Consider the following 20,999-nt stretch of genomic DNA (forward strand, 5'->3'; position numbering starts at 1 on the left):
TCACATGACAAGATGTGCATCTACCTTAAATTTATGATTTTTATCAAAATCATTAGGGGATTCCTCAGTACCAAGCCGGTTGTATCGGCATCTAAACGCCCGACAATATGCAGTTCAGAAACATTCTCTACCTCAACATAATTAAATAACGACGGGTAAAGCTCATCAATATTTGAGCAAATAGTGCCGGCCGGTTTATGCATCAAAATGTAGCGAAAAGGACGAGGGAGCAAACGCAGACCATTAAGCGTAACGATATTATTCTCATGTACCTGCATCGCTTCATTAAATGGGGTTTCACCGTTAACGCATACTTCCCCTTGGTGAATAGCTTGATGGGCTTGAGGCTTGGTCAGTTGAGTGCTTTTACAAATGAATTTATCAAGGCGCATGAGAAGTTTAATTGGTTAACAGGAATTGGTGAGCATTATCCCCACTCTCTATCAATTAGCAATAAAGCGCTGCCCAGTTTCGTCTCGACAGCGCTGCTATATAAACAACTTAAACCCGATTAATTTGATAGATTGAGTAATAAGTAATGTGTTGATACTTCGCTATTGTATTCTTCGCTCATGCTTTTATCCTAAAGGTAGGGTTATTGCGCAATCTAAAATTGTGATTGCGCATGTTGATGCTCAAATATCACTATATCATTGATAAATTTACTTATTCATATACTCTCGAACTTGGTCTACATCATCAAACACACGATTTAGCTCGTAGAATCTTCTGCACCTGTCAAATTTATCATCGCTACGTGTACAGCTTATGCGCAGCTTCTCTTTCACTCTCGGAACCGACTGTTCATATTCTTGACGAGTGATCATATCTGGCATGAATGGACGCAAATCAACGCTGTCAAATCCTTCTCGCAAAGCCGACGAAATGTAGTAATTCACTGCGACGTCTTCGTAATCCAATGTATTGCGTTTTGGACCCTCAGTAATCACATAATAGCGATATTCCATGCGATCAAATTGGCTATGTTCATAAGGCTGACGCAAACGAGTGACACCGTCACGCTCACTGAAATACCACTTGCCAAACTGTAACGCTTTTATGTGGTCCTGCGGAAAGACATCGAGTGACTTTTCAGGGTCTAGCCAAGAATAAGCCGTATCATTCTTTTCGTGCCCATTGTTTTGAGAACGACCCTCGCAAACAAGATAATCTTCATCTTGCGCTCGTTCAAAACAGTTGATAGGCAATCGTGTATTTCGTCCAATATACGTCATATCGGATAATTGGAATTCCAGCGTTACTTTTTCTTCATCGCCCCATAGCGGCGCATCTCTCTCATCATTGTTTAATATATAGACTCGCCAAAAAAGTCGATCATTGTTTACATCAACTAACATGCTGCCCGTTGAGCGAAAAAATTTACCTTTCGCAACGGGAACGCCTTCTAGAGTGGATGTATTTGCCAATTCAATTTTTTCGCCCGTCGCAAGGTCATATTTAGCGATCATTCTATGAGGGTCTGATAGCTCCATATAGGTTTCATTGCGACTTGGCATAAAGTGACCACAGTATTTCGTCTTTATTTTCTCACGCGTTTTTAGGTCAAAAATAAAACAGTCACTATTATTACGTCTTAATTTTACATAACGACCATCATAGGAACGAACGATACTCGCATCTTCTAAACGGTAGGTATTCTTGGGAATTTCCAAGCCATAGACTAAAATACGAACGTCACTGCCATCCATATTTGCAATGTAATAATTTTTATTAAAACCAAACATTTGTTGTGGCTCTGTATGGTTCGCATTCCAAGCCTCTAAGCTAGGGTTTTCTGGAATTGTCATATTAATATCCCAAATAACCTGGCCAGCACGATCGGTAAACTCCTGATATTTCACAATATCGTCAACTTGCTGCTCTCGCGTCGTAGGTGTTTCCTTACCGTAGTTTGCTAGCAAATACGCCAAGCCCCCCACTGATATAAGCGCGACCAACATAACCACTATACCGAATCAACTTGAAGATGCAGGCTTGAGAACCTGAAAATTATCATTAATTCGAGATGCCAAAGAGCCTGCGATCTCTGGAAGTGTCACAGTAAAAAATTGGTCTATTGCCGCCTTGAAGTCCCGTTTACTTTTGAAGTAAACGTTGTTCCTCGACTTCTCATTCATTACTTTCCAAAGCCGCTCTATTGGGTTGAGGTTTGGGCTGTAAGGTGGAAGATAATGCAGCTCAATATTAAGGACAAATGCCGCATCTCTGACCAAGTCACTACGGTGATATCCCGCACCATCTAAGATGATATGAAGCTTATGAGCTAACGGATAACTCTCTCTTAACTTACAGAAAAAACGAACTATCGTTTCACTGTTAATGCTCTCATAATCATCAACAATAGTAGCTCCGATATCTGACAGGTTCAGTGCGCCAAGAATGTTCAATCGACAGCGATTTCCCGTTGTTTCAATCACTTTATCTTGACCAGTTCGTATCCAGCCATGAGATATTTTTGTTGATAGGGTTGGGTGAACAGCATCGATAAAGACTATCGATTCATCCTCGCCACAACTTGCCTTTAGCGCTTCGTAAGCATCAATGAAAGCTTGTTGTTTTGCTTCATCAAACTTATGTGGAACGCCTTTCGGTTGCTTGTAGCTAAAACCGTTATGGTGAAGCCATTTGTTCATACCAGAGACAGTGTAATCAAGTCCAAAAGTCTCTTTAACGTAGGCGACAATTTGATGAGTATGAGGATAGGTTTTCTCAGTCAAATGCTCGATTAGGTGCATGGTTTGAGTTGCAGAAAGCTTGCTTTGACTTCCGCCATTTTCAGGCTTAAGTTTTTCAGAAAGAACGTAGTCGCTAAGGTGACGTGCAACGGTGGATTCATGAATCCGAAGAGCTTGTGAAATCATAGTCTGATTCCAGCCTTCAGAAGCCAGCAAAACAGCCTTAATACGGTCGCAAACTCGACTATCACGTTCAATATCGTGCATTTGTTCGAGTTGCAGTTTCTGTTGAGGAGTCAGTGTAATTTTCATGGTTCGTAGCATGATCCTGATTCTAAAGAAAATCAAGCATCTTCAATGATCACAGGTATATAATTTTTTTCATTTTTATTTTCTCAATATCAACGACTGTGCTCGACAATGTTTATTCTTCAGCAAGAGACAGACCTGCCTGCTTCAACGACGCAAGATAATCCTTAAACTGACGCTGATAAGATTCTTCATAATCCGCCCGAGTTGGAATTGCTGGGAAGAATGACGCTAAATTCGTACTGTTTATTTTTTCTAATGACGATTGAGAAATAAATATTGAAGCAGAGAGGTCATTTGACACAATCACGCGCTCCCTCTCTGTGTTGTAAAAACTGTAATGGTAGACAACCTTGTCAAACCAACCACTCTCTTCAGGTTGTTTATTACGAACAACTTTCAACGGACGAGATGGTTTACCACTCTCCCACACTTTGTTTTTAGTGATCAATTGAAAGTCATTATAGTTATAGCTTAATGGGTCCGTACTTATATAGTTGCCAGCTCGTTTACCCACACCACATAAAACAAATTTACCAAATTCATTTTTAACCTCTTCACCGTCGTCGTACTTGCAGTCACCCTCAATAAGACGTTCATCTAAACTGGCATCTGAAAGTCGATATGCCCTGTAATAGTAATAATTTCCTTGCTCAGCAATCCAATAGAAACGGTCATTCGTCTCATCAACAATCACGCCTCTATTGCGTTTTTTTGGCGAACTCGTTATGCCTTTAATTTCCACTCTCTCGGGCAACATTGGCGTTTTTTCTAAGCTTTGTAAATTTAACTTATAAGGCAAATTATTGATTGCAACATAAGCACTAATCCCATCCGCTGAGAAGCTATAAACACGACTTAACTCCTCAATGGCAAGCTTGTCTCCTGTCTTTAAATCATACAAGGAGCGATTCTGGGAAAAGTACTGTCCTGTTGGGGATCGAAGCACACCATCAGAATTGTAAAAGCGCGGGATTTCTTCTTTAATTGGCAATTTGCGAACATCACTACCATTCAAGTTCATAATGTAGAATGCCGACAAAGGCTGGTAGTAAAACATCAATTGTGGCTGCTCATGTTGAGCGTCCCACATTTCCAGTGGATGCTCACCCGACATATCAACATAGAGTTCCCAATCCATCGGATTTTTGGTCATTCTCGTTTCTATCGATTCACCTTTAATTTTTGGAAAGGATCTTTCTCTAACCATCTGGTCAATCTGCTGTTGCTCATCCAGTGGGGTGTTATTCTCTTCATCGTTTGACCATGAGTAGCTGGAAAAAAGCGTAGAAACTACGACCAAACCTAACGTAAACCGCTTCATTTCTGTTTAATACCTTTAAATTAAAATGCTTTAAGTAAATCTGAATTGTATCGGCTGATATCCAGCTCGACATTGTACTGTTCAAGCCATTGATCAAGCTGAGATTGCGCTTCATTAAGGCTGCTCATGGTGATGGTGTTGTCATCGAGTTGCCATAACTGGCGAGAGCCTGCATAACTAAACTGCAGTGCGAGCATCGCATCTTGATTGCCCGATTTTGCGGCTGCAAGCAGCTTTCTATTCTTGCGATAAATAAGGTTTAACGCCTGCTTAAGATCCCACACATAAGCCACTTCACGCATTTTCGGCTGTGTTTTTAGCTTGAGCAAAATCGCCACCAGCCCAATAGCGCTCAGCACGACGCCAAGTAGGTTCCAATGAAAGTGAGATCCTTCAGGAGAGGGAAACAGGTAAATTAAACTCTGGGATATGGCAAGGCTCGATATCGCCAAACTGGCAATGCAGGCGACGATGACGATATTTAAACGTGAACGGTATAGTTGCTTATCGATAGTCTGTAATTGCATGAGTAATCCGTTGTGCATGGCCTGTCTAAAATCCTACCGACAGCCTTAAATAAGGCGATAATTATACACCTTTCAGTCAGTTACATAAGTGGTAGTTTTAAAGGTGCCTGCCTCTAACTGTAAACTCAAGCATTCAAAAACCATTGAGTAACCGTCACATCACTAGATACATAGTGCCATTTAGCAAGTACACTACTGCCATCAGAACTCGTTTTAAATTGCTATGCCAAATCACGCTCATACCTCTATCGATATCCCGTTTAATTGTCGCCATATTTGTTGGTTTTGTGGTGAGCCTTCATCGCGAAGCCTGCTCTTTCCTCGTCATGCGAGCAAAAAGTCACAACACACCGCGCTCAGTGTGCCAGCCTGTAGCGAATGTGATTCAATTAAATATCCCAGCAAAGTCGATTCAATTTGGGTGTTGCGTGCATACCTAAAACAAGCCTTGCTCACCAAATACACCAAGCACCTCGCGATTGGTGAAAACTGGACAGAACAAGAGCTGCTTGAGAGTAATTTTTCAGGAGCGATTTTGGGGGGATTTGGCCAAAGCGCGTGGCAGATGTATGAGATTGCCAAACAACGTATAGCATTTGAAGGCTGGCCGCTCAGTATTGACGACCTACCTTTCTATACACTCGATGACACCAGTGGCTTTGAATTCAATGGTACCCGTTATTCATCGCTCAATGCCTGTATCGATTTTTTTGTCGATGCAACTGGCATCGATAAAGATCTACTGACTGAACTGGTGGATATCGTAACGCCAAAACAATTTGCTTATGCGCTAAAAATCGCCAAATTGAATAAGCGTATTTCACCAGCTCGTCGTCACCAGATCATCGAAGAAATAAGCCTACAAGAAGCTGAAAAGCGCGAGGCGGAGTTTGAACGATTGGCGCTAACTACCATCAATGATGCCATTGAAGAGGTTGAGGTTGCCGGCACTCTTGCACCTATCTTTGCGATTCAGTGGGCGATGGAAAAAGGCGCTCACACACTTGCTGACTTGTGCGCGTTAGAAGATGAATATTTTGACGAATTTGAGCATTTAGGCGGGGCCGCGACGTTTGCTTCTTATAACGGGTTACAGCTCTATTTGAACGCGCGAGAAGACGCCGATTGGGTAGAGGCTAACGATCCAAATAAGGACTTATGGCGCTAGAAAACAGCCAAGATCACCACTAGCCTCAAAAAAGGGCAAGCCATAATGTGACTTGCCCATTTATTGATTTTACCTAGTGACTAGCCACGGCGTGAGGCCAAAATCTCTTCAATGTTCGATGATTCGCGGTACAGACTCAGCGCAGCTTCTTGCGATTCAATCGCAATAATCGACATACGGTCCGCCAATTCATTGCCTTCAATGCCCACGTGGCCGTTAACATGATAAATCGTCATCTTAGACTTGATCTGCTTATACAACGCGTACATCTGCTGGATCAATTCAAGGTTCTTGATCTCTCCCCCCTGCTTCACCCAGCCTCTTTTCTCCCAACCAGCCGCCCATTGCGTAATACACTGAATCGAATACATTGAATCGCAGTAAATCGCGACGCTCAGCCCTTGCTCACTTTTCTGCTGAGCGATCAAAAAGGCTTGGTATAAACCATTCAATTCAGCCGTATTGTTGGTGCCCATGCCTTGATAAAGGCCATACCACAACTCAGACAGTTGGTTATCTTGGTAAATCGATAAACCCGTACCCGCCTCGCCCGGATTCGGCTCACACGCGCCATCGGTAAAGATTTTGATATCGAACAGCATCTCGGTAATTTGTTGCTGGCTAAGCGGCGCCGCTTTGGGCTTTTTCGCCACTTTAGAAGCCGTCGATTTAAACCCTTTGCTGGTAGAACGACTAGTCCTCGCGCTCGCTTTGCCACCAAACGCTGCTTCCGCCTCCGCTAAGGTTGGAAACGATTTAAATCTTGCGCCAGCGAACTTATCAACCTGCGCTTGGCATTGTGCCCACGTAGTAAAAATGCCAGTTTCACGCCCTTTCCAGACAACGTAATATTTTGTAGCCAATGTCTTAATCTCTCGAAGTAATGAAACGTAAAAGTAATGAAACGTAAAAGCCGCCTAATCTCGCCAACGCAGATGTTAACACTTGCAAGCCACTGTCAGTGGCTTAAAAGCTAAAGTTCTACATGAATTTACGCTGTATCCGTTATGAAACCTAAGGTTTTGATTCAAATGTCACACTTCGAGTGTAAATGAATCAACTGCTTATATCGTAGCGCACTCGCTTTGTGGTAATTTCGCCGTCTCAATTTGGTGAACAACATTTTCCAAGCACGCTTTATATCAAGGACATAGCACACATGAAAACCTCGACGTTATCACTTGCGTTACTGACTTCCGGCCTACTGACCTTAAATGGTTGTACTCTGTCCCCGACGCCGCAGTTGATCAGCGAGGTTAACTTTGTCGACCCCAATTTCGCCCAATGCGTTGAAGAAACTGGCGCGACCGAACTTGCACAAGTGACTGAACTAAATTGTAACGGCCAACAAATTCGTGATGTAAGCGAAATCCGCTATATGCCAGCACTAACCGATATCGTGCTGCTAGATAATCAGATTAACGAAATTGATGTCAGCCATCTGAAGCAGCTAGAACGCCTAGTTCTTGGCGGAAACCAACTCACTGCTATCGATGTCTCTAGTAACCCAAAATTGCGCAGCTTGAACATTTCAGGCAATAAACTCACCGAGATTGACGTTAGCGACAATCCGGAACTGATTAGCCTGTATGTGTATAAAACACCGCTCACTAGCCTTGATGTGAGCCAGCAAAGCAAACTACGAGATCTTGGAGTCAGCCGCCATCAGTTGTCGACGATCGACCTATCGAATAACCCGCAACTTAGAATGTTGAACTTATCGGTCGGGACACTCGAAAACATCGACTTATCGCACAATCCAAAACTGGCATTTCTTTACCTGCCAAGTAACCAATTGTCGCAGCTTGATGTGAGCCAAAATCCAGATCTAAAAGTCCTGTCGGTGCGTAATAATCAGCTGCCAGAACTGATGCTAGGTCAAAATGCCAAACTCGAGAAAATCAAAGCCGATTATAACCAAATTGATCATATTGAATTTAATTCACAAGCACCGCTACGCGAGCTTGAATTAAACAATAACCGCATTGCCGAGTTGGATCTCGCACCGTTTACCCAAATAGATAAACTGGTCGCGTTTAATAATCCTCTACGCACTTTAATCTTTAACGTCGACTACTACCCTGAAATGCTGTCGATTGAAGGCACACCGGTGGCATTGGCAAACAAACCTCTCGATCAACAAGGCATCGCCAATTTGCTCTCACCACGAGTGAGCGTGATTGAAGGTGGCACCATTAGCCAAAACGGCAGCCAATATAACATTGTTGCTAGCCAAATTGTGATGCCAACCATTGGCCAGTATATTGGTTTTCGCTATGCCGTCACCTTACCTAAAAATGCTCAAGGTGAAGTCAGCCCAGCACTGGCAAATCAAAAACAATTCCCGATCACCGTGCGCATGACTCACCCAACCATTACTGATCCGAAAAGTGGTAAAGGCTTCACCACATCAAGCTGGAACGACACCATGCTCGCCCATGATAACAACTTGGCTCTGTGGTACTTTGGCGAAAAGTACGAGTTAGTCGAAGGTCGTTGGACGCTGGAAATCCTTTATCGCGATTCGGTGATCGCCAAACGCTCATTTATGCTGCTAAATGCCGATGACAACAGCGCTAAAAATCAAACCAACGATCCTCGTTTTACCATGGCGACACTGATCAAAGAAGGTGAAGGGGTGTTGTGTGCGCAAGACAAATACCGCTCTTGCTTGGCATTCGATAATCCAAAAAGCTGTGTGTCAGCATTAAAACCTTATAAAGAACAATGCCAGCAAGAGGCACTAAAGGCGATGGAGCCTCATCTTCGTCAAACTACTCAAGCACAATTAAAAGCTTTTTTTAGCTCTTATACTGCGTGTATGGCGAAAAACTATATAGAACACGACAGCAATCTGGATGTTAGCCAAGTCGGTAGCTGTTTGCTCAAGTAGCGAATACCAAAAGCAGAGCAACCAAAAGTAATCCAACTAAAGCAGCTCAGTAAAAGTAAATAAGAACAATGCAATTATCGATTAATTCCGTAAAGCTAACTATCGCGACAGCTCTGCTGTCGCTGATCTCTTTTTCTGCTAGCGCAAATGACTTTTGTCAGCAGAATTTACTGCCGATTTTAAAACAGGCTTACCCAACGGCCACAGCGCTTACCAATAATGACGGTGAGCCTTATCAATTGCAGCTGCATGATGAATACCAGCGCTCTATCGACCTAGGTTTTAGCTCACATGCCGTGTGCAAAGTATGGCCTGCCAACCCGGAGCTGACCCTACTCGCGGTAAAGCTGGATTATTATGAAGAGGAGCAACAGGGATGGGCCGCTTCAACGGCTGATCTTGAAATCTTGGTGGTCGACACCAAATCCAAACAGATTTTGGCGCGCCAACTTCTTGTGGATGCACTTTTCTCCGACGCAATATCAGTTGATTCGATAGCACTGGATACCGCGCGATATCATTTAAATGATCACATCACCGCCTTTGGTGTTACCGTCAAACGCAGCTCGCGTTCTGGTCCAAATCCTTATAACAGTAAAACGCTCAGCTTGTTTCAATTTGACGCAACTCAGCCCCAAGGCAAGCAAATTTCATTATTGGTCGACAGTTTGATCGTTAATCAATTTGGCGGTGAGAGTGATACCACCTGTGCTGGTGAGTTTTGGCGTACCAAACGTATTGTGATCATCAATAATGCTAAGCAGCAAGCGCCTAACCTATCGCCATTGACGGTTAAAACGCAAGTTAAGCATTTCCGCAGTACCCGAGAGCAAGATTCCTTTGATTGCATCGATAACACTATTGATATCAAGAAAGAAACCACCACGCTGCGCTTTGATGGCACGCAATACCCTGTCGCCAAAGAGATGCGCTATCACTTTTAAGCTTTTTTGATAAAGAGCTAGGAATCAAGCTGTGATAATAAAGAGAATGATAATGATGAAGCTCGCCCTTCTATCGATCGTTAGTAGTCTGTGTCTTTTTGCCAACCTTAGCTATGCGGCTAGCTTTGATTGCACCCAAGCGCGTGCGCCAGTTGAAAAGATGATCTGTAGCAATGATGAACTGTCAAATCTAGATCAGCAATTGCATCACCAGTATTACGCTTATCTGACACTAAACAAAGATAGCAATGATGTTGTACAACAAATAAAACGCGAACAACGCGCTTGGCTCAAGGCGCGTAATCAGCAATGTATAACACCGTTTGAATGTGCGGTTCTTTACGCGAAGCGCATCGCTACACTACAAAAAAAGACTGACCAACAAGGCCTAATCGCTGAATTGGCACATATTTCAGATAGTAATCAGCTTATTTGGAATAGAGAATTTAGGTTATTGCGAGCTGATTTCTTTGGCGATCATTCCAGCTACCTTCTCAGCAAAACACCATTATTAACCTCAGAGGCTTTCGCGGCGTTGATGAGTGGCCCTCCTCAGGCTTATCAAGATAATGGAGAAGTGGTGATCGCGATGTCGTGTCGTCAGCATTCGTGTCCTGAAAAAGGGATAGTCGCCATAGATAAAAGCACTACGAATAAAAGCAAGGCAGCGATGGTATTTGCGGCCATTCATTACACGGATGAGATGGGCAATAGTCAAATCGATAAACCGACGCTGACTTTCTACTATCGCGATCCAGCATTTTTTGAACGCGTCAAAGCAGAGATACTGGCGGTTGTAGCGGAACACGTCACCGTTGTTCAAGTGAACGAGGTTCTCATCGGCGATAAGCTAATCAACGAAGAATAAACCTATGGGGAACCCGCAACGAATGCAAAGCCCCATCCCGCTCGTGCTAAGCCAGAAACCACAAAGGGAGCCGAAGCTCCCTTTCGTCTTTATAACCCCTCTAGTATTAATAATCCCGTGCGCTTAATGGCCCAAACTTAATGCATCAAATGGTAGACGCGTAACGAATCGGCCATTGCCGCGAGATCCTCGCCTAAGAAGGTGATGGTCAGCGGTTGATTAGCCAGTAACGTGAAACTGGAATCGTCGAAGCGGCCAGCGGTATCACACTCTAAGTGCACAAAGAAGGCGGGTTTGTCGGCCACTAACGTAATTTGGCGGTCTACGATGCTCACTTCAATGTTTGCCTTCTCCATTGGCAATGTTTTCAGCTCATGGGTGCTAAACCATGTATTGCTGATACGGGTTTGTGCACCGTGCGATTCAACATAGAAGAAGCCGGATTTTAGGTCTAGCGTCTTAAACTCGTCATCTAGCAGCCAAACCACTACGTTGCTGTCTGGCAATGCGGTATGTTCAATCGACCACTGCTGTTTTACGTTACCTTGCCAATCCACCCATTGAAGCTGCGCGTTAACGGTGACGGATTGCTTGCCATCATTCAACAAATGCAGGCTTAACTTGCCCGTGTGTTCTGAGAACACCAAATACTGCGGGGCAAAAAAACGCTTAGTGTGATAATGCAATTGCTTCCAGCGGCCACTGTACTCCAAGCTAGACCAAGAGCTTACCGGCCAGTTGTCATTTAATTGCCAATAAAGCATACCGCGACACACTGGAGAGATGGCGCGCCAATGATCGCAAGCGGTTTTGATCGCCATAGCCTGCTGCACTTGGCTTAGATACAGCATTTGTTCAAAGCCTGTCGGGAAACGGTAATAGCGCGTGAACATCTCGGTGATGATGCTGTTACCGCGCGGGTTCTTTTGATGTTGCTCAAAAGTCGCCGATGTCACGTTCCAATCGTGCTCGGGCACAAACTGCTTCACTTCAGCAAAAGATGGCCATGATTGAAAACCAAACTCCGAGCAAAAACGCGGCTTAACGTCAAGATAAGCCGTAAATGATTTACCTGAGTGCCAAACATCCCAAAAGTGCATATCGCCTTTGCTGTCGTCATGCCACGCATCGCCAAAATCCAATTCGCCATTACATGGAGAGCTAGGCCAGAAGCGGCGTGAGTCATCTTGCTGGCCGATAACCTGCTCTATCATTCGATTGAGGCGATCGTAATTAACGGTGTATTTCACTTTGTTGTGCTTGGATTCGTCATACCAACCAATCGCACCAATCACTTCGTTATCGCCGCACCACAACGCAATCGATGGGTGCTCTTTTAAGCGCGGAATTTGGAAACGAAGTTCTTGCTCCACTTCTTTCAAAAAGCCATCATCAGAAGGATACAACGAGCACGCGAACATCATATCTTGCCAAACTAACAACCCTAGCTCGTCACACAGGTTGTAGAAGGTATCACTTTCATACTGGCCGCCACCCCAAACGCGAATCATGTTCATATTGGCATCGACAGCACTTTGTAACAGATCACGATAGCGCTTTTCACTCTCTCTCCCGGGCATGGCATCGACCGGGATCCAGTTAGCACCTTTGGCATTAATCGGAATACCATTAACGACAAATTCCATCGCAGAGCCATGTTGATCGGTTTGATTATTTAAATGAAGTTGACGTAAACCGATCTTGCGTGACAACGTCTGCTCGGCGCAGCAAACGCTAATCGGGTAAAGGTAAGATTCACCATAGCCCGCAGGCCACCAGCGCTGAGGCTGACGAATATGGAACTGACATGGATAGTGACCACTGCCTTGGATTTGAATGGTTTGGCGCTCCCCATTCAAATCCACGCTCACTTCGTGCGGATGATGGTCACTTTCCACTTCGACCAATGCCGTTACGATCACACTGCCATCCGCTTGCCATTGCTGATCGGTCGAAAAACCTTTTAACCACACATCGCTGATCACATCAATTTGGATCGGGTCATAAATGCCCGAGACCATCAAGCAGATCCCCCAATCCCAACCGGAATGACATTGCGTTTTACGGATCAAATTCATGTGTGGTATTTGATTATTCCCCATGGCGGAAGGGATCGGAAACGGCAATGTTTTTGCGCGCTCTAATCCTTCCAAATCCACGCGAGCAAACTCCACTCGAATCGTATTGCTGCCTTGTTTTAAAAACGGCTTTATATCAACACGTTGCTGCGCAAACATATTACTGCACTGGAATGCTTGTTCACCATTGATGTAGAAGGTCGCCAAGGTATCAACGCGGGTTAGCGTCAACCAAACGTGCTTTGCTGAGTATATGGCTGAATCTACCTCAAACTGACGTGAGAGGTACCATTCGCACTCTTCAATCCAACGAACTTTGGCTTCGTTGTCGGCAAGATAAGGATTGGGAATGAGATCTGCTTGCAGTAATGCCGTTACGTTGTCGCCCGGTAACGTCATTGCGATATCGATATCTGGACGCTGTGGCGACGTCAAACGCCACGTTCCATTGAGTTCCAAATGAACCATTGGGTACACCTTTATTTTATTATTAGAACAGGTTGACTCAATGTAATCCTGAGGACGTCATAGCAGAATAAATGACATGTTATTTGCACACAAAATGCGGCGCACTTCACGTGCAGTTTCAGCGCTATGAAAGCGCTATGAAAGCGGCTAACAGGCTTTGGTGGCCGCTGAATGAAACGGCTTTTCGCCGGTTGAGAAATTCGTTAATCGATATTCGCCAAACCATCCCATACAGAATGGTTTCCAACCACGATTTAACACCGCAATTCTCAGTCATTTATCGGCTAACTCGTTAACACAACAATTGTCTTACGCCCCAACGTCTTAATTCAAATAAGCATCTAGTGTCTGTATTACAAAAATAATAACGACAAAAGATAAGACCATCCTCCAGCTTATCGCCTTACTTAATTACTAATAAAATGAGTAGCCTATAAATTCAATCCCCCTTACTCGCCAACGCTTCTCATACTCTCCAGAGCGCTCTACGACTAATGTCTAACTGACTGAGACTGTTTGTTTTTTTAGGTTTGGTATAGAGTAACAACAACTTAATTTCAATGATGAGTTTTAGTAAAAAGTTAATTTGATATCCCTATTTAATAGTGAGTTAACTTATTAATTAATACATTTACTTATAAATAAAATAGAACCACCGAGTTCTTTGTGGCAGAAAATATATAGCGACTCCGCTAAATCTTCGCGCCGTGATTCAATAACGTTTGTTGAAATAACACACCTTAGAGTGTGAACGAAAGGAATCAACATGAGCAGCACTTTAGAGTCCCAACATATACGACCTGATCAGCCTCAAGCCAATGAGGGCGAACTCACTTATGAACAACAACATAAACCAAGCTCAGAATTTGCTTCCCGAGAACAATATTTAGAGCATGAATTACAAATCATGGCGCCTAAACGTTGGCGTCCCAATCTACCGTTTAAAGATTATCGATTTGAGATAGAAGATACGATTCCTGCAATGGCGGGAACCATTGGTAAAGTGGTTATGGTGGGTGCCATTGCTGCAACTTTTGCCGGGGCGCTAGGCCTAAACGAAGACTTTATTTTAGAAAATGTTCGTTATGAGTTACTCATCGCCTCTATTTTCATCATTCTTTTCTCCGGTTTTTTATTGCCGACCGCGAACCTAGCAGGAACACACGGCCCGCTCATCCCTTTAATTCCTATTGTGGTTGCCGCAGGCGGGCACCCTATGGCATTTGGTGTGCTGATTGGCACATTTGGCTTACTCTTAGCCATCAGTAAAGGTGGCAGCATGTTGGCAAACCTCACCAGTAAAGGCGTGTGTGGTGGCTTGTTACTCTACCTTGGCTTTGTGGGAACCGTTTCTCAAGTGAAAAAGCTGTTCGCTTGGGCTGAAGGAATCGACATGAGCCATATTGCTTTTGTCGTGATCTTTTGCACCATTATTCTCTATGCTTTATTGGAACATTTTCGCAAACGTTGGCTAGCAGTCCCTCTTAGTTGCTTGCTAGGTGGTACGTTAGCTTTTGCCATGGGTGCGCCGTTTTCTTTTCAAACCGAACCGGGTTTGCCCAATATGAACCCTATGTATTGGTGGGGGGAAGACACCGGCTGGATGCTAGGCTTACCGACGATTGAGCATTTCATGGTGGTATTGCCGTTTGCGATTTTAGCTGTCGCGATGTGGTCACCCGATTTTCTAGGCCATCAAGTATTTCAAAAAATTAGCTATCCAAAACGTACCGAAAAAGTCCATATGAACATTGACGATACCATGACCACTGCTTCTATTCGTCAAATGTTCGGCTCTCTGCTTGGTGGCACGAATTTCACCTCTTCATGGGGCACTTACATCATACCGGCAGCGATTGCCAAACGCCCTATTCCTGCCGGCGCTTTGCTGACGGCTCTGTTCTGTATCATCGCTGCGGTTTGGGGCTACCCAATGGATTTAGCGATATGGCAACCTGTACTGTGTGTTGCGCTCATTGTTGGGGTATTTGTGCCATTGCTAGAAGCGGGAATGGAAATGACGCGTGAAGGGAAAACCACCCAATCGGCAGCAATTGTTGTCTTTTCTTCAGCGCTCGTTAACCCTGCATTTGGCTGGGCTCTTACCATGCTGTTGGACAATTTAGGCTTAGTCGGTTGTAAAGAACGTAGCAGTGAACTGAGTAAAATGAGCCGTTGGGTGTTGCCTGGCATTATGTTTATTGTGCTAAGTGGCGTGATGGCATTGGTTGGCCTGCTACCTGGGCTTCCAGCAATCATGCCAAGTTTTCGCTAACCTTTGAATAAGAGTGATTGAATGTTTGATCCTTTTTAAGATTTAGCTTTACTCGCAACACAAAAAGGCCTCGCAAACGCGAGGCCTTCGTTTTAGCTATAGAACGATTACAGCTATCCTTTCACCAATACACCGCCCTACTTGACGGACTTAATCGCTTTCACAGCGTTACCTAGAAACTGCTGTAAGAGTGGGGACGGATTTTTTCTTCATCCCAGCCTGATAGCTCAATATTGATCAATGATTTACGCTTCTCATTGCACAGTGAAGCGATCTTGATGATAGGCAGTTGGCTCCGAAACTGCGCGGTAAGTATGACCTTTTTGCTGTCACTAAGGCTGCTTCGACATTGCGCTAAAATCGTTTCAGTATCTAATTGATGTGCATTCTCGATAATCTGGATATCCGCACTCTCTTGATAGCAATCAATCAGCCAAGATACCGCAGGCATTTCTAAGCTGGTCAGTACGATGACATCTCTTGTTGCCACAAGCTCGTGGAGTTCAAGTTGTTTGAGTTCAGTTGGCATAAAGACTCTCTCCGTCACGTCAACGAGCTAACCATTAAAGCCGGTTGCCCAGTTTAGCCTGCGCCAAATGGTAGCCTCTGTCTATCATCTCTTTTGAGCGATCAAACTCTAAGGTGCCACAGGCATTACGTGGGATCTCCAGCGTAATATCCGCGGGGTAAGCGGCCAATTTTTGGCGAGCAATGGTCGATTGCATCGCATCAAATGCTTGGTTGGCAATGTCGTAGGCAGCAAAATTAAGGGTCATTTTACTTTTTACACTACTACCTAAATTATCGATAAAATGAACAACCTTCTCATGCAGATTACTCTCTTTTATTGGTCGGGAAACAGGTGGCGCTTCCGGTTTAACCGTTTCAGGTTCACCACCTAAATTTACAGCCAATGTCCAGTCTGTCTTGTCTCCGAAGGTAGGCGCAATCGGTACGGGATTGAGCACTCCGCCATCAATGAGCTCTTCACCACCGATGACATGAGGCGTGAAGAACAATGGTAAAGATATCGAGGCGCGAATGGCATCAAACAGAGAGCCGGATTGCAGCCAAACCTCTTTTTCTTCGGCGACGTTGGCGGCTACTGCGGTATAAGGGATAGGCAGCTCTTCAATAGAAATCTCGCCGATCAGTTCACGCAGTGTGTCGATGATCTTGTCCCCTTTAAACATACCACTCGACTGCCATGAAAAGTCCAGCATCATCGCCATATCCTTTTGGTCGATACTGGTGACCCATTCTTCAAATTGATCCAACTTACCCGCAGCGTAGACACCACCGATAAGTGCACCAATTGAACAGCCAGAGATAGATTGTATCTGATAGCCATGATCAATTAACCAGCGGATGATTCCAACGTGAACTAAGCCTCTTGCTCCACCACTGCCAAGTACAAGAGAGATCGTTTTTGCCATCGTATGAATCCTTTAAGTCATAAGTTTTTTGGGTAAGTTTCAGTCCATCCGGGTGATAAAGGTTTGCTCATCATCGACAAAAGCGACGTAGCTGCCGTGATAGATGAACACTCGACCACGCCCTTCAACTAAGCATGCAAGCTGTGGGATCAAATCTTCTTCGAGCTCTTGACTTTGATACGTGCCGGTATCGGTGATCACACCGCGGAGTGTAGGCAAAAATCCATAGCTGCGTTTGGCTTGATCAATCAGGCTCAATTCACTGCTGGTAGAGAAGTAAGACGGGATTGGACCGGCATCTTCGATAAACATCGATTTCAGTTCTTCAAATGCTGTAATCACCAGCCAGTCGATGTCGTTAACATGATGAATAAACATAGAGATTCACGATAATTCTGATGCAGAGATTCTATCACTATCAGAGGAAAAACGTGGTAGAAATTGAGCGTCTAAGGACGGTAATTCAAGGCCATTTTCAGAAATCCTACGCCAGCTTGAAACACGAGTGCGATTAATATTGAGTATTATTCAGAACACAATAAAGCCTCGTGCACGTGAGGTCTTAATAAGTTTCTCATTCGCTTCTGTGTCGATGGCAATGTGCGGGCATTCATTCGTATTACTGGCATTTTAGTGGTGAAGCTCAGCCAATGACCTACTATTAATTAATACGTAATCAATGAGTTAATGATGGATCCACTAACGCAAGGTGTACTGGGCGCGTCCCTCTCTCTATCGGCGAGCAAAAAACAACACGTACTTATCGCTGGGTTCTTCGGGCTAGTCGCTGGAATGGCACCGGATCTGGATGTCTTGATCCGGTCTGAAAGCGATCCTTTACTCTTTTTAGAGTTCCATCGTCAGTTTACTCATTCACTCTTTTTTATTCCTCTTGGCAGTTTCCTATGTGCTCTGGTTTTACACCGACTATTAGGCAAAAAGCACCAACTATCATTTCAGCAAAGCTGGCTTTATTGCGCACTAGGTTATAGCACTCACGCGTTGTTGGATGCTTGTACCTCTTATGGTACTCAGCTGTTTTGGCCTCTAACCAAAGAACGTTACGCTTGGAATCTTGTGTCCGTGATTGATCCAGCGTTCACCCTTCCCCTATTGATCTTAGTCGTATTTACCCTACTAAAACGAAACGCGTGGCTTGCACGTATCGCAGTAATTTGGGCTTTAACTTATCCCACGCTCGGCATGATTCAAAGAGACAGGGCTGAGGCGATAGGATGGCAACTGGCGAAAGAACGGCAACACGTACCGATTCAATTAGAAGCCAAGCCGACTTTTGCAAATATTTTGGTTTGGAAGGTCATTTATGAAACGGAGGAGAGCTACCATGTTGACGCCATTCGAGTTACTCGTTCAATAAAAAAATATCCCGGCGAGTCCATCGTAAAGCTCGATCTAAGCCGGGATTTTCCGTGGCTAGACCCTAATTCGCAACAAGCCAAAGACATTGAACGTTTCAGTCAGTTTTCAAACGGCTTTCTAGCGAGATCCCCCGACGACGAACTACATATCATCGATGTACGATATTCAATGGTCCCAAATCAATTCAACGCGCTTTGGAGCGTCAAGCTGTCGCCATCAGCGAATACGGACGTCCATGTCGAATACGTGACACATCGTGACAATAGTTCAGAATCAAGACAACTCTTTTCCGACATGCTATTCGATTTCTAACCAAGCCAATATAAAGAGCATTTCTACTAACTCGGTTATTGCTCAATCAAACTGGTCTCTTTCAGGAATAACAAGCCAAGGGATGGTAAATGTAAACTAAGAGAAGGTTAAAAAAGGATTGTCAGTTAAACCAGACGAATATCTGCCCAAGTTATTTACTCTCTGTGCAACACAAAAAGGCCTCGCAAACGCGAGGCCTTCGTTTTAGCTATAGAACGATTACAGCTATCCTTTCACCAATACACCGCCCTACTTGACGGACTTGATCGCTTTCATCAATGTACTGTTGAACTGCTCTGCTTGCTCTAGCATTGGGAAGTGACCTGAGTCTTCAATGTAGTAGATGCTGTAGTCCTTAATATGTCTCTTATTCGCTTCTGAGTCCGTTGGCCATAAGCGCGCATTGACTAATATGACTGGCACGTTCACGCTTTCATACACGCGGTGTGCTTCGCCTGTCACATATTGGCCGAGATAATGGCGGAACTGGTTTATCGCAGCAACTGGCGGTGCTGAGGCCATGTCTTGCGTCACCCAATAAAGAAGTTCTGAGTCTACCTCTTTGGGTAGCGAGCCTTGCACGAATAGCGTCATACCCGCTTGGAAATCGTCTTCAAACGGTTCGGTCATTGCATCTAAGTCGCTTTGTGAAACCGGTAGCGCCACGTTTTGCGATGTATCGACTCCAATAATGCCCTTCACTCTTTTCGGCATCAGTTTCGCTGCTTCGGCTATCACGCCACCCGCCATGGAATGGCCGACTAAGATGACGGAATCAAGTTGTTCTTTGTCGATGATCGCTTTAATGTCTTGGGCGAAGGCAACCATCGTGTACTCTTCGCGGTTGAACGACGAGTTACCGTGGCCTGCTAAATCCATAGTGATCACTTGATACTGCTTGGAAAACTCGCTCACTTGGTTTTGCCATAGTCTGCTGTCTAAGCTCCAGCCATGAATGAAGATCAGCGCCGTATCCCCGCTGCCACTTTTGCCATACGCAATTTGCTCACCATCATGAGATAGCGCAATACCGTACTTCACCATTGAATCATCAGCGATGGCATTTACGCTACCAAGCGCCATGAATACCAAGAGTGTAATGCGTAAAATTAAACGTTTCATAATGTCTCTCTGCTTACTTTGGAGAGTGCAGAAAAAGCGCCCTCACAATCAATATAGCCACTATAAAGTGTGAAGTTGTAGACAGGTCAATAGTGCTTTGGAAATAAACCCCTGACACCGTTCGTTCTCTCATTCGATCTATTTAGCCAAGAATATTATTCTTTGCTTTAAACTGCACATCTGTGACAAACTATTTTTAATATAATCATCACTTTACGAGTTTATTATGCAAACGACAAAAATCACTTGGCAAGCAGGTGAAGAGCTTCACGAAGGTACGACTGAGCTGCGTGCTTGGCATAATTTTAAGGCTTACGGCAATGTTGGTTTTCGCACTAAAGAAGACCTGTCTATTGCGGACAGCATGCAGCAATGGTTCTTTGCTAATGAAAAGCGTATTTATGCGCTAGTCTGCGATTACGTTAAGCAAAACTATCAGGAGCTACTTGAAGAGTCAGAGTTTCTCGATGTGTTTGACGAAGATTCGGAAACTTACCCGACAAATGTTGGTGAGGTAAGCGAAGCTGATATGCAGGCTGGGGATATATTTAAGTTAATGCAACTCTCTGCGTTTGTTTTACACCACCCAGACAAAAATGCTGTAGGGATGGTTTTTGAATGCGCTTGGGATGAAGAGCATGGCTTTGGCATTGTGATCCAAGGGGATGAGATTATTTCGCAAGGCTTTGAGCAGGTCGTGTATCGCTCGCTATAACGCGTTTAAAAATAGGCCTCATTTCAAAGGCTAAATTGGCGTTGGCAGATCCAATTGAAGTCGTGCCTTCATTTTTATCAATTCTCTGCCACAGGTTCCGAGCATGGACGCACAAATGTCGTGAAGGCAGGATGCCTAGGAACGACCTCATGCGCAGATACTTCAGCAAGTCGGCAAGCACTGCCCCAGAAAGTTCTGCCAAAACGTCTATATTTCGGAAGCTCGCTTGCGCATCGACAGCCGATCATCGGTCTCTTCGATTTAAGTTTGATTAAATTTGCTAAGAAGAAAATGCCCCTTTTCTTGTTTTCCGCCTCAGGTAACTTAAATGACAGGACAAGAAGTTGACTTACTTTTACTAAGGCATGTAATGTACTTTGTATAGCCTTTCCTAACTTTACTTAAGAGTGCTTGCGTGAGAACTTGTAGTGGCATAGTGAATTTGGTCACTTAGTTAGAGGTGATATCATCGCCTCATAAGTTA

General features: G+C 44.3%; 17 protein-coding genes and 1 pseudogene. 7 read left to right on the forward strand and 11 right to left on the reverse strand.

The genetic code is table 11. The features are described 5' to 3' along the window. Positions 1-65: 65 nt before the first annotated feature. The 5 genes and pseudogenes from RJD38_RS00465 to RJD38_RS00485 all read right to left on the reverse strand — a co-directional run. Positions 66-392, reverse strand: a pseudogene (locus RJD38_RS00465) (pseudouridine synthase); the annotation flags it as partial. 270 nt (positions 393-662) lie between these two features. Next, the gene (locus RJD38_RS00470) at positions 663-1,961 is read right to left on the reverse strand and encodes a hypothetical protein (RefSeq protein ID WP_367971381.1); all 1,299 of its coding nucleotides are present in this window, start codon (positions 1,959-1,961) and stop codon (positions 663-665) included. Positions 1,962-1,976: 15 nt separating this feature from the next. After that, the gene (locus RJD38_RS00475) at positions 1,977-3,008 is read right to left on the reverse strand and encodes an IS630 family transposase (protein WP_175422461.1); all 1,032 of its coding nucleotides are present in this window, start codon (positions 3,006-3,008) and stop codon (positions 1,977-1,979) included. Positions 3,009-3,120: 112 nt separating this feature from the next. Continuing rightward, positions 3,121-4,329, reverse strand: coding sequence for a hypothetical protein (locus RJD38_RS00480; protein ID WP_065545215.1), 1,209 nt, complete (start codon positions 4,327-4,329; stop codon positions 3,121-3,123). A gap of 20 nt (positions 4,330-4,349) precedes the next feature. Beyond that, complete coding sequence (locus RJD38_RS00485; RefSeq protein ID WP_065545214.1) at positions 4,350-4,856, reverse strand: DUF3087 domain-containing protein; 507 nt, start codon at positions 4,854-4,856, stop codon at positions 4,350-4,352. A gap of 223 nt (positions 4,857-5,079) precedes the next feature. On the opposite strand from RJD38_RS00485, the gene RJD38_RS00490 reads away from it, so the two are divergent. Then, positions 5,080-6,024: a hypothetical protein gene (locus RJD38_RS00490; RefSeq protein ID WP_065545213.1), complete on the forward strand. Its 945-nt coding sequence runs from the start codon at positions 5,080-5,082 to the stop codon at positions 6,022-6,024. Positions 6,025-6,104: 80 nt separating this feature from the next. On the opposite strand, the gene RJD38_RS00495 is transcribed toward RJD38_RS00490, so the two are convergent. Then, entirely contained in the window at positions 6,105-6,887 is a 783-nt protein-coding gene (locus RJD38_RS00495) for a ribonuclease H family protein (protein ID WP_065545212.1), read from the reverse strand. 296 nt (positions 6,888-7,183) lie between these two features. Here RJD38_RS00495 and RJD38_RS00500 point away from each other — a divergent pair, with 296 nt between their 5' ends. The 3 genes from RJD38_RS00500 (at position 7,184) to RJD38_RS00510 (ending at position 10,729) form a co-directional block, all read left to right on the forward strand. Beyond that, entirely contained in the window at positions 7,184-8,917 is a 1,734-nt protein-coding gene (locus tag RJD38_RS00500) for a leucine-rich repeat domain-containing protein (protein ID WP_065545211.1), read from the forward strand. 68 nt (positions 8,918-8,985) lie between these two features. Continuing rightward, the gene (locus RJD38_RS00505; RefSeq protein WP_065545210.1) at positions 8,986-9,861 is read left to right on the forward strand and encodes a hypothetical protein; all 876 of its coding nucleotides are present in this window, start codon (positions 8,986-8,988) and stop codon (positions 9,859-9,861) included. A gap of 52 nt (positions 9,862-9,913) precedes the next feature. Further along, on the forward strand, positions 9,914-10,729 hold the full coding sequence (locus tag RJD38_RS00510) for a lysozyme inhibitor LprI family protein (protein WP_065545209.1): 816 nt from the start codon (positions 9,914-9,916) through the stop codon (positions 10,727-10,729). Positions 10,730-10,866: 137 nt separating this feature from the next. Here RJD38_RS00510 and RJD38_RS00515 read toward each other — a convergent pair whose 3' ends face one another. Beyond that, positions 10,867-13,275 carry a beta-mannosidase gene (locus RJD38_RS00515; RefSeq protein ID WP_065545208.1) on the reverse strand — a complete coding sequence of 803 codons (2,409 nt, stop codon included), beginning with the start codon at positions 13,273-13,275 and terminating at the stop codon, positions 10,867-10,869. A 766-nt stretch (positions 13,276-14,041) separates the two neighbouring features. Here RJD38_RS00515 and RJD38_RS00520 point away from each other — a divergent pair. Beyond that, positions 14,042-15,550, forward strand: a complete 1,509-nt coding sequence (locus tag RJD38_RS00520; RefSeq protein WP_005595750.1) for a DUF3360 domain-containing protein — start codon at positions 14,042-14,044, stop codon at positions 15,548-15,550. Positions 15,551-15,722: 172 nt separating this feature from the next. On the opposite strand, the gene RJD38_RS00525 is transcribed toward RJD38_RS00520, so the two are convergent. The 3 genes from RJD38_RS00525 to RJD38_RS00535 are packed head-to-tail and all read right to left on the reverse strand — an operon-like array spanning position 15,723 to position 17,364. Next, positions 15,723-16,079, reverse strand: a complete 357-nt coding sequence (locus tag RJD38_RS00525) for a hypothetical protein (RefSeq protein ID WP_065545207.1) — start codon at positions 16,077-16,079, stop codon at positions 15,723-15,725. 34 nt (positions 16,080-16,113) lie between these two features. Further along, a complete protein-coding gene (locus RJD38_RS00530) occupies positions 16,114-16,986 on the reverse strand; it encodes a patatin-like phospholipase family protein (RefSeq protein WP_065545206.1) in 873 nt (290 codons plus the stop codon). Between the two features lie 39 nt (positions 16,987-17,025). Then, positions 17,026-17,364, reverse strand: a complete 339-nt coding sequence (locus tag RJD38_RS00535; protein ID WP_005595754.1) for a hypothetical protein — start codon at positions 17,362-17,364, stop codon at positions 17,026-17,028. A gap of 312 nt (positions 17,365-17,676) precedes the next feature. On the opposite strand from RJD38_RS00535, the gene RJD38_RS00540 reads away from it, so the two are divergent. After that, on the forward strand, positions 17,677-18,678 hold the full coding sequence (locus RJD38_RS00540; RefSeq protein WP_065545205.1) for a metal-dependent hydrolase: 1,002 nt from the start codon (positions 17,677-17,679) through the stop codon (positions 18,676-18,678). A 249-nt stretch (positions 18,679-18,927) separates the two neighbouring features. Here the strand turns inward: RJD38_RS00540 and RJD38_RS00545 are convergent, their stop codons facing one another. Beyond that, positions 18,928-19,800 (reverse strand): alpha/beta fold hydrolase, encoded by an 873-nt coding sequence (locus RJD38_RS00545; protein WP_065545204.1) that lies wholly within the window; start codon positions 19,798-19,800, stop codon positions 18,928-18,930. A gap of 226 nt (positions 19,801-20,026) precedes the next feature. On the opposite strand from RJD38_RS00545, the gene RJD38_RS00550 reads away from it, so the two are divergent. Further along, positions 20,027-20,515: a DUF6985 domain-containing protein gene (locus tag RJD38_RS00550; RefSeq protein WP_065545203.1), complete on the forward strand. Its 489-nt coding sequence runs from the start codon at positions 20,027-20,029 to the stop codon at positions 20,513-20,515. Positions 20,516-20,999 lie beyond the last annotated feature (484 nt).

This window comes from Vibrio scophthalmi, from assembly GCF_040869025.1.
Classification (GTDB): Bacteria; Pseudomonadota; Gammaproteobacteria; order Enterobacterales; family Vibrionaceae; genus Vibrio; species Vibrio scophthalmi.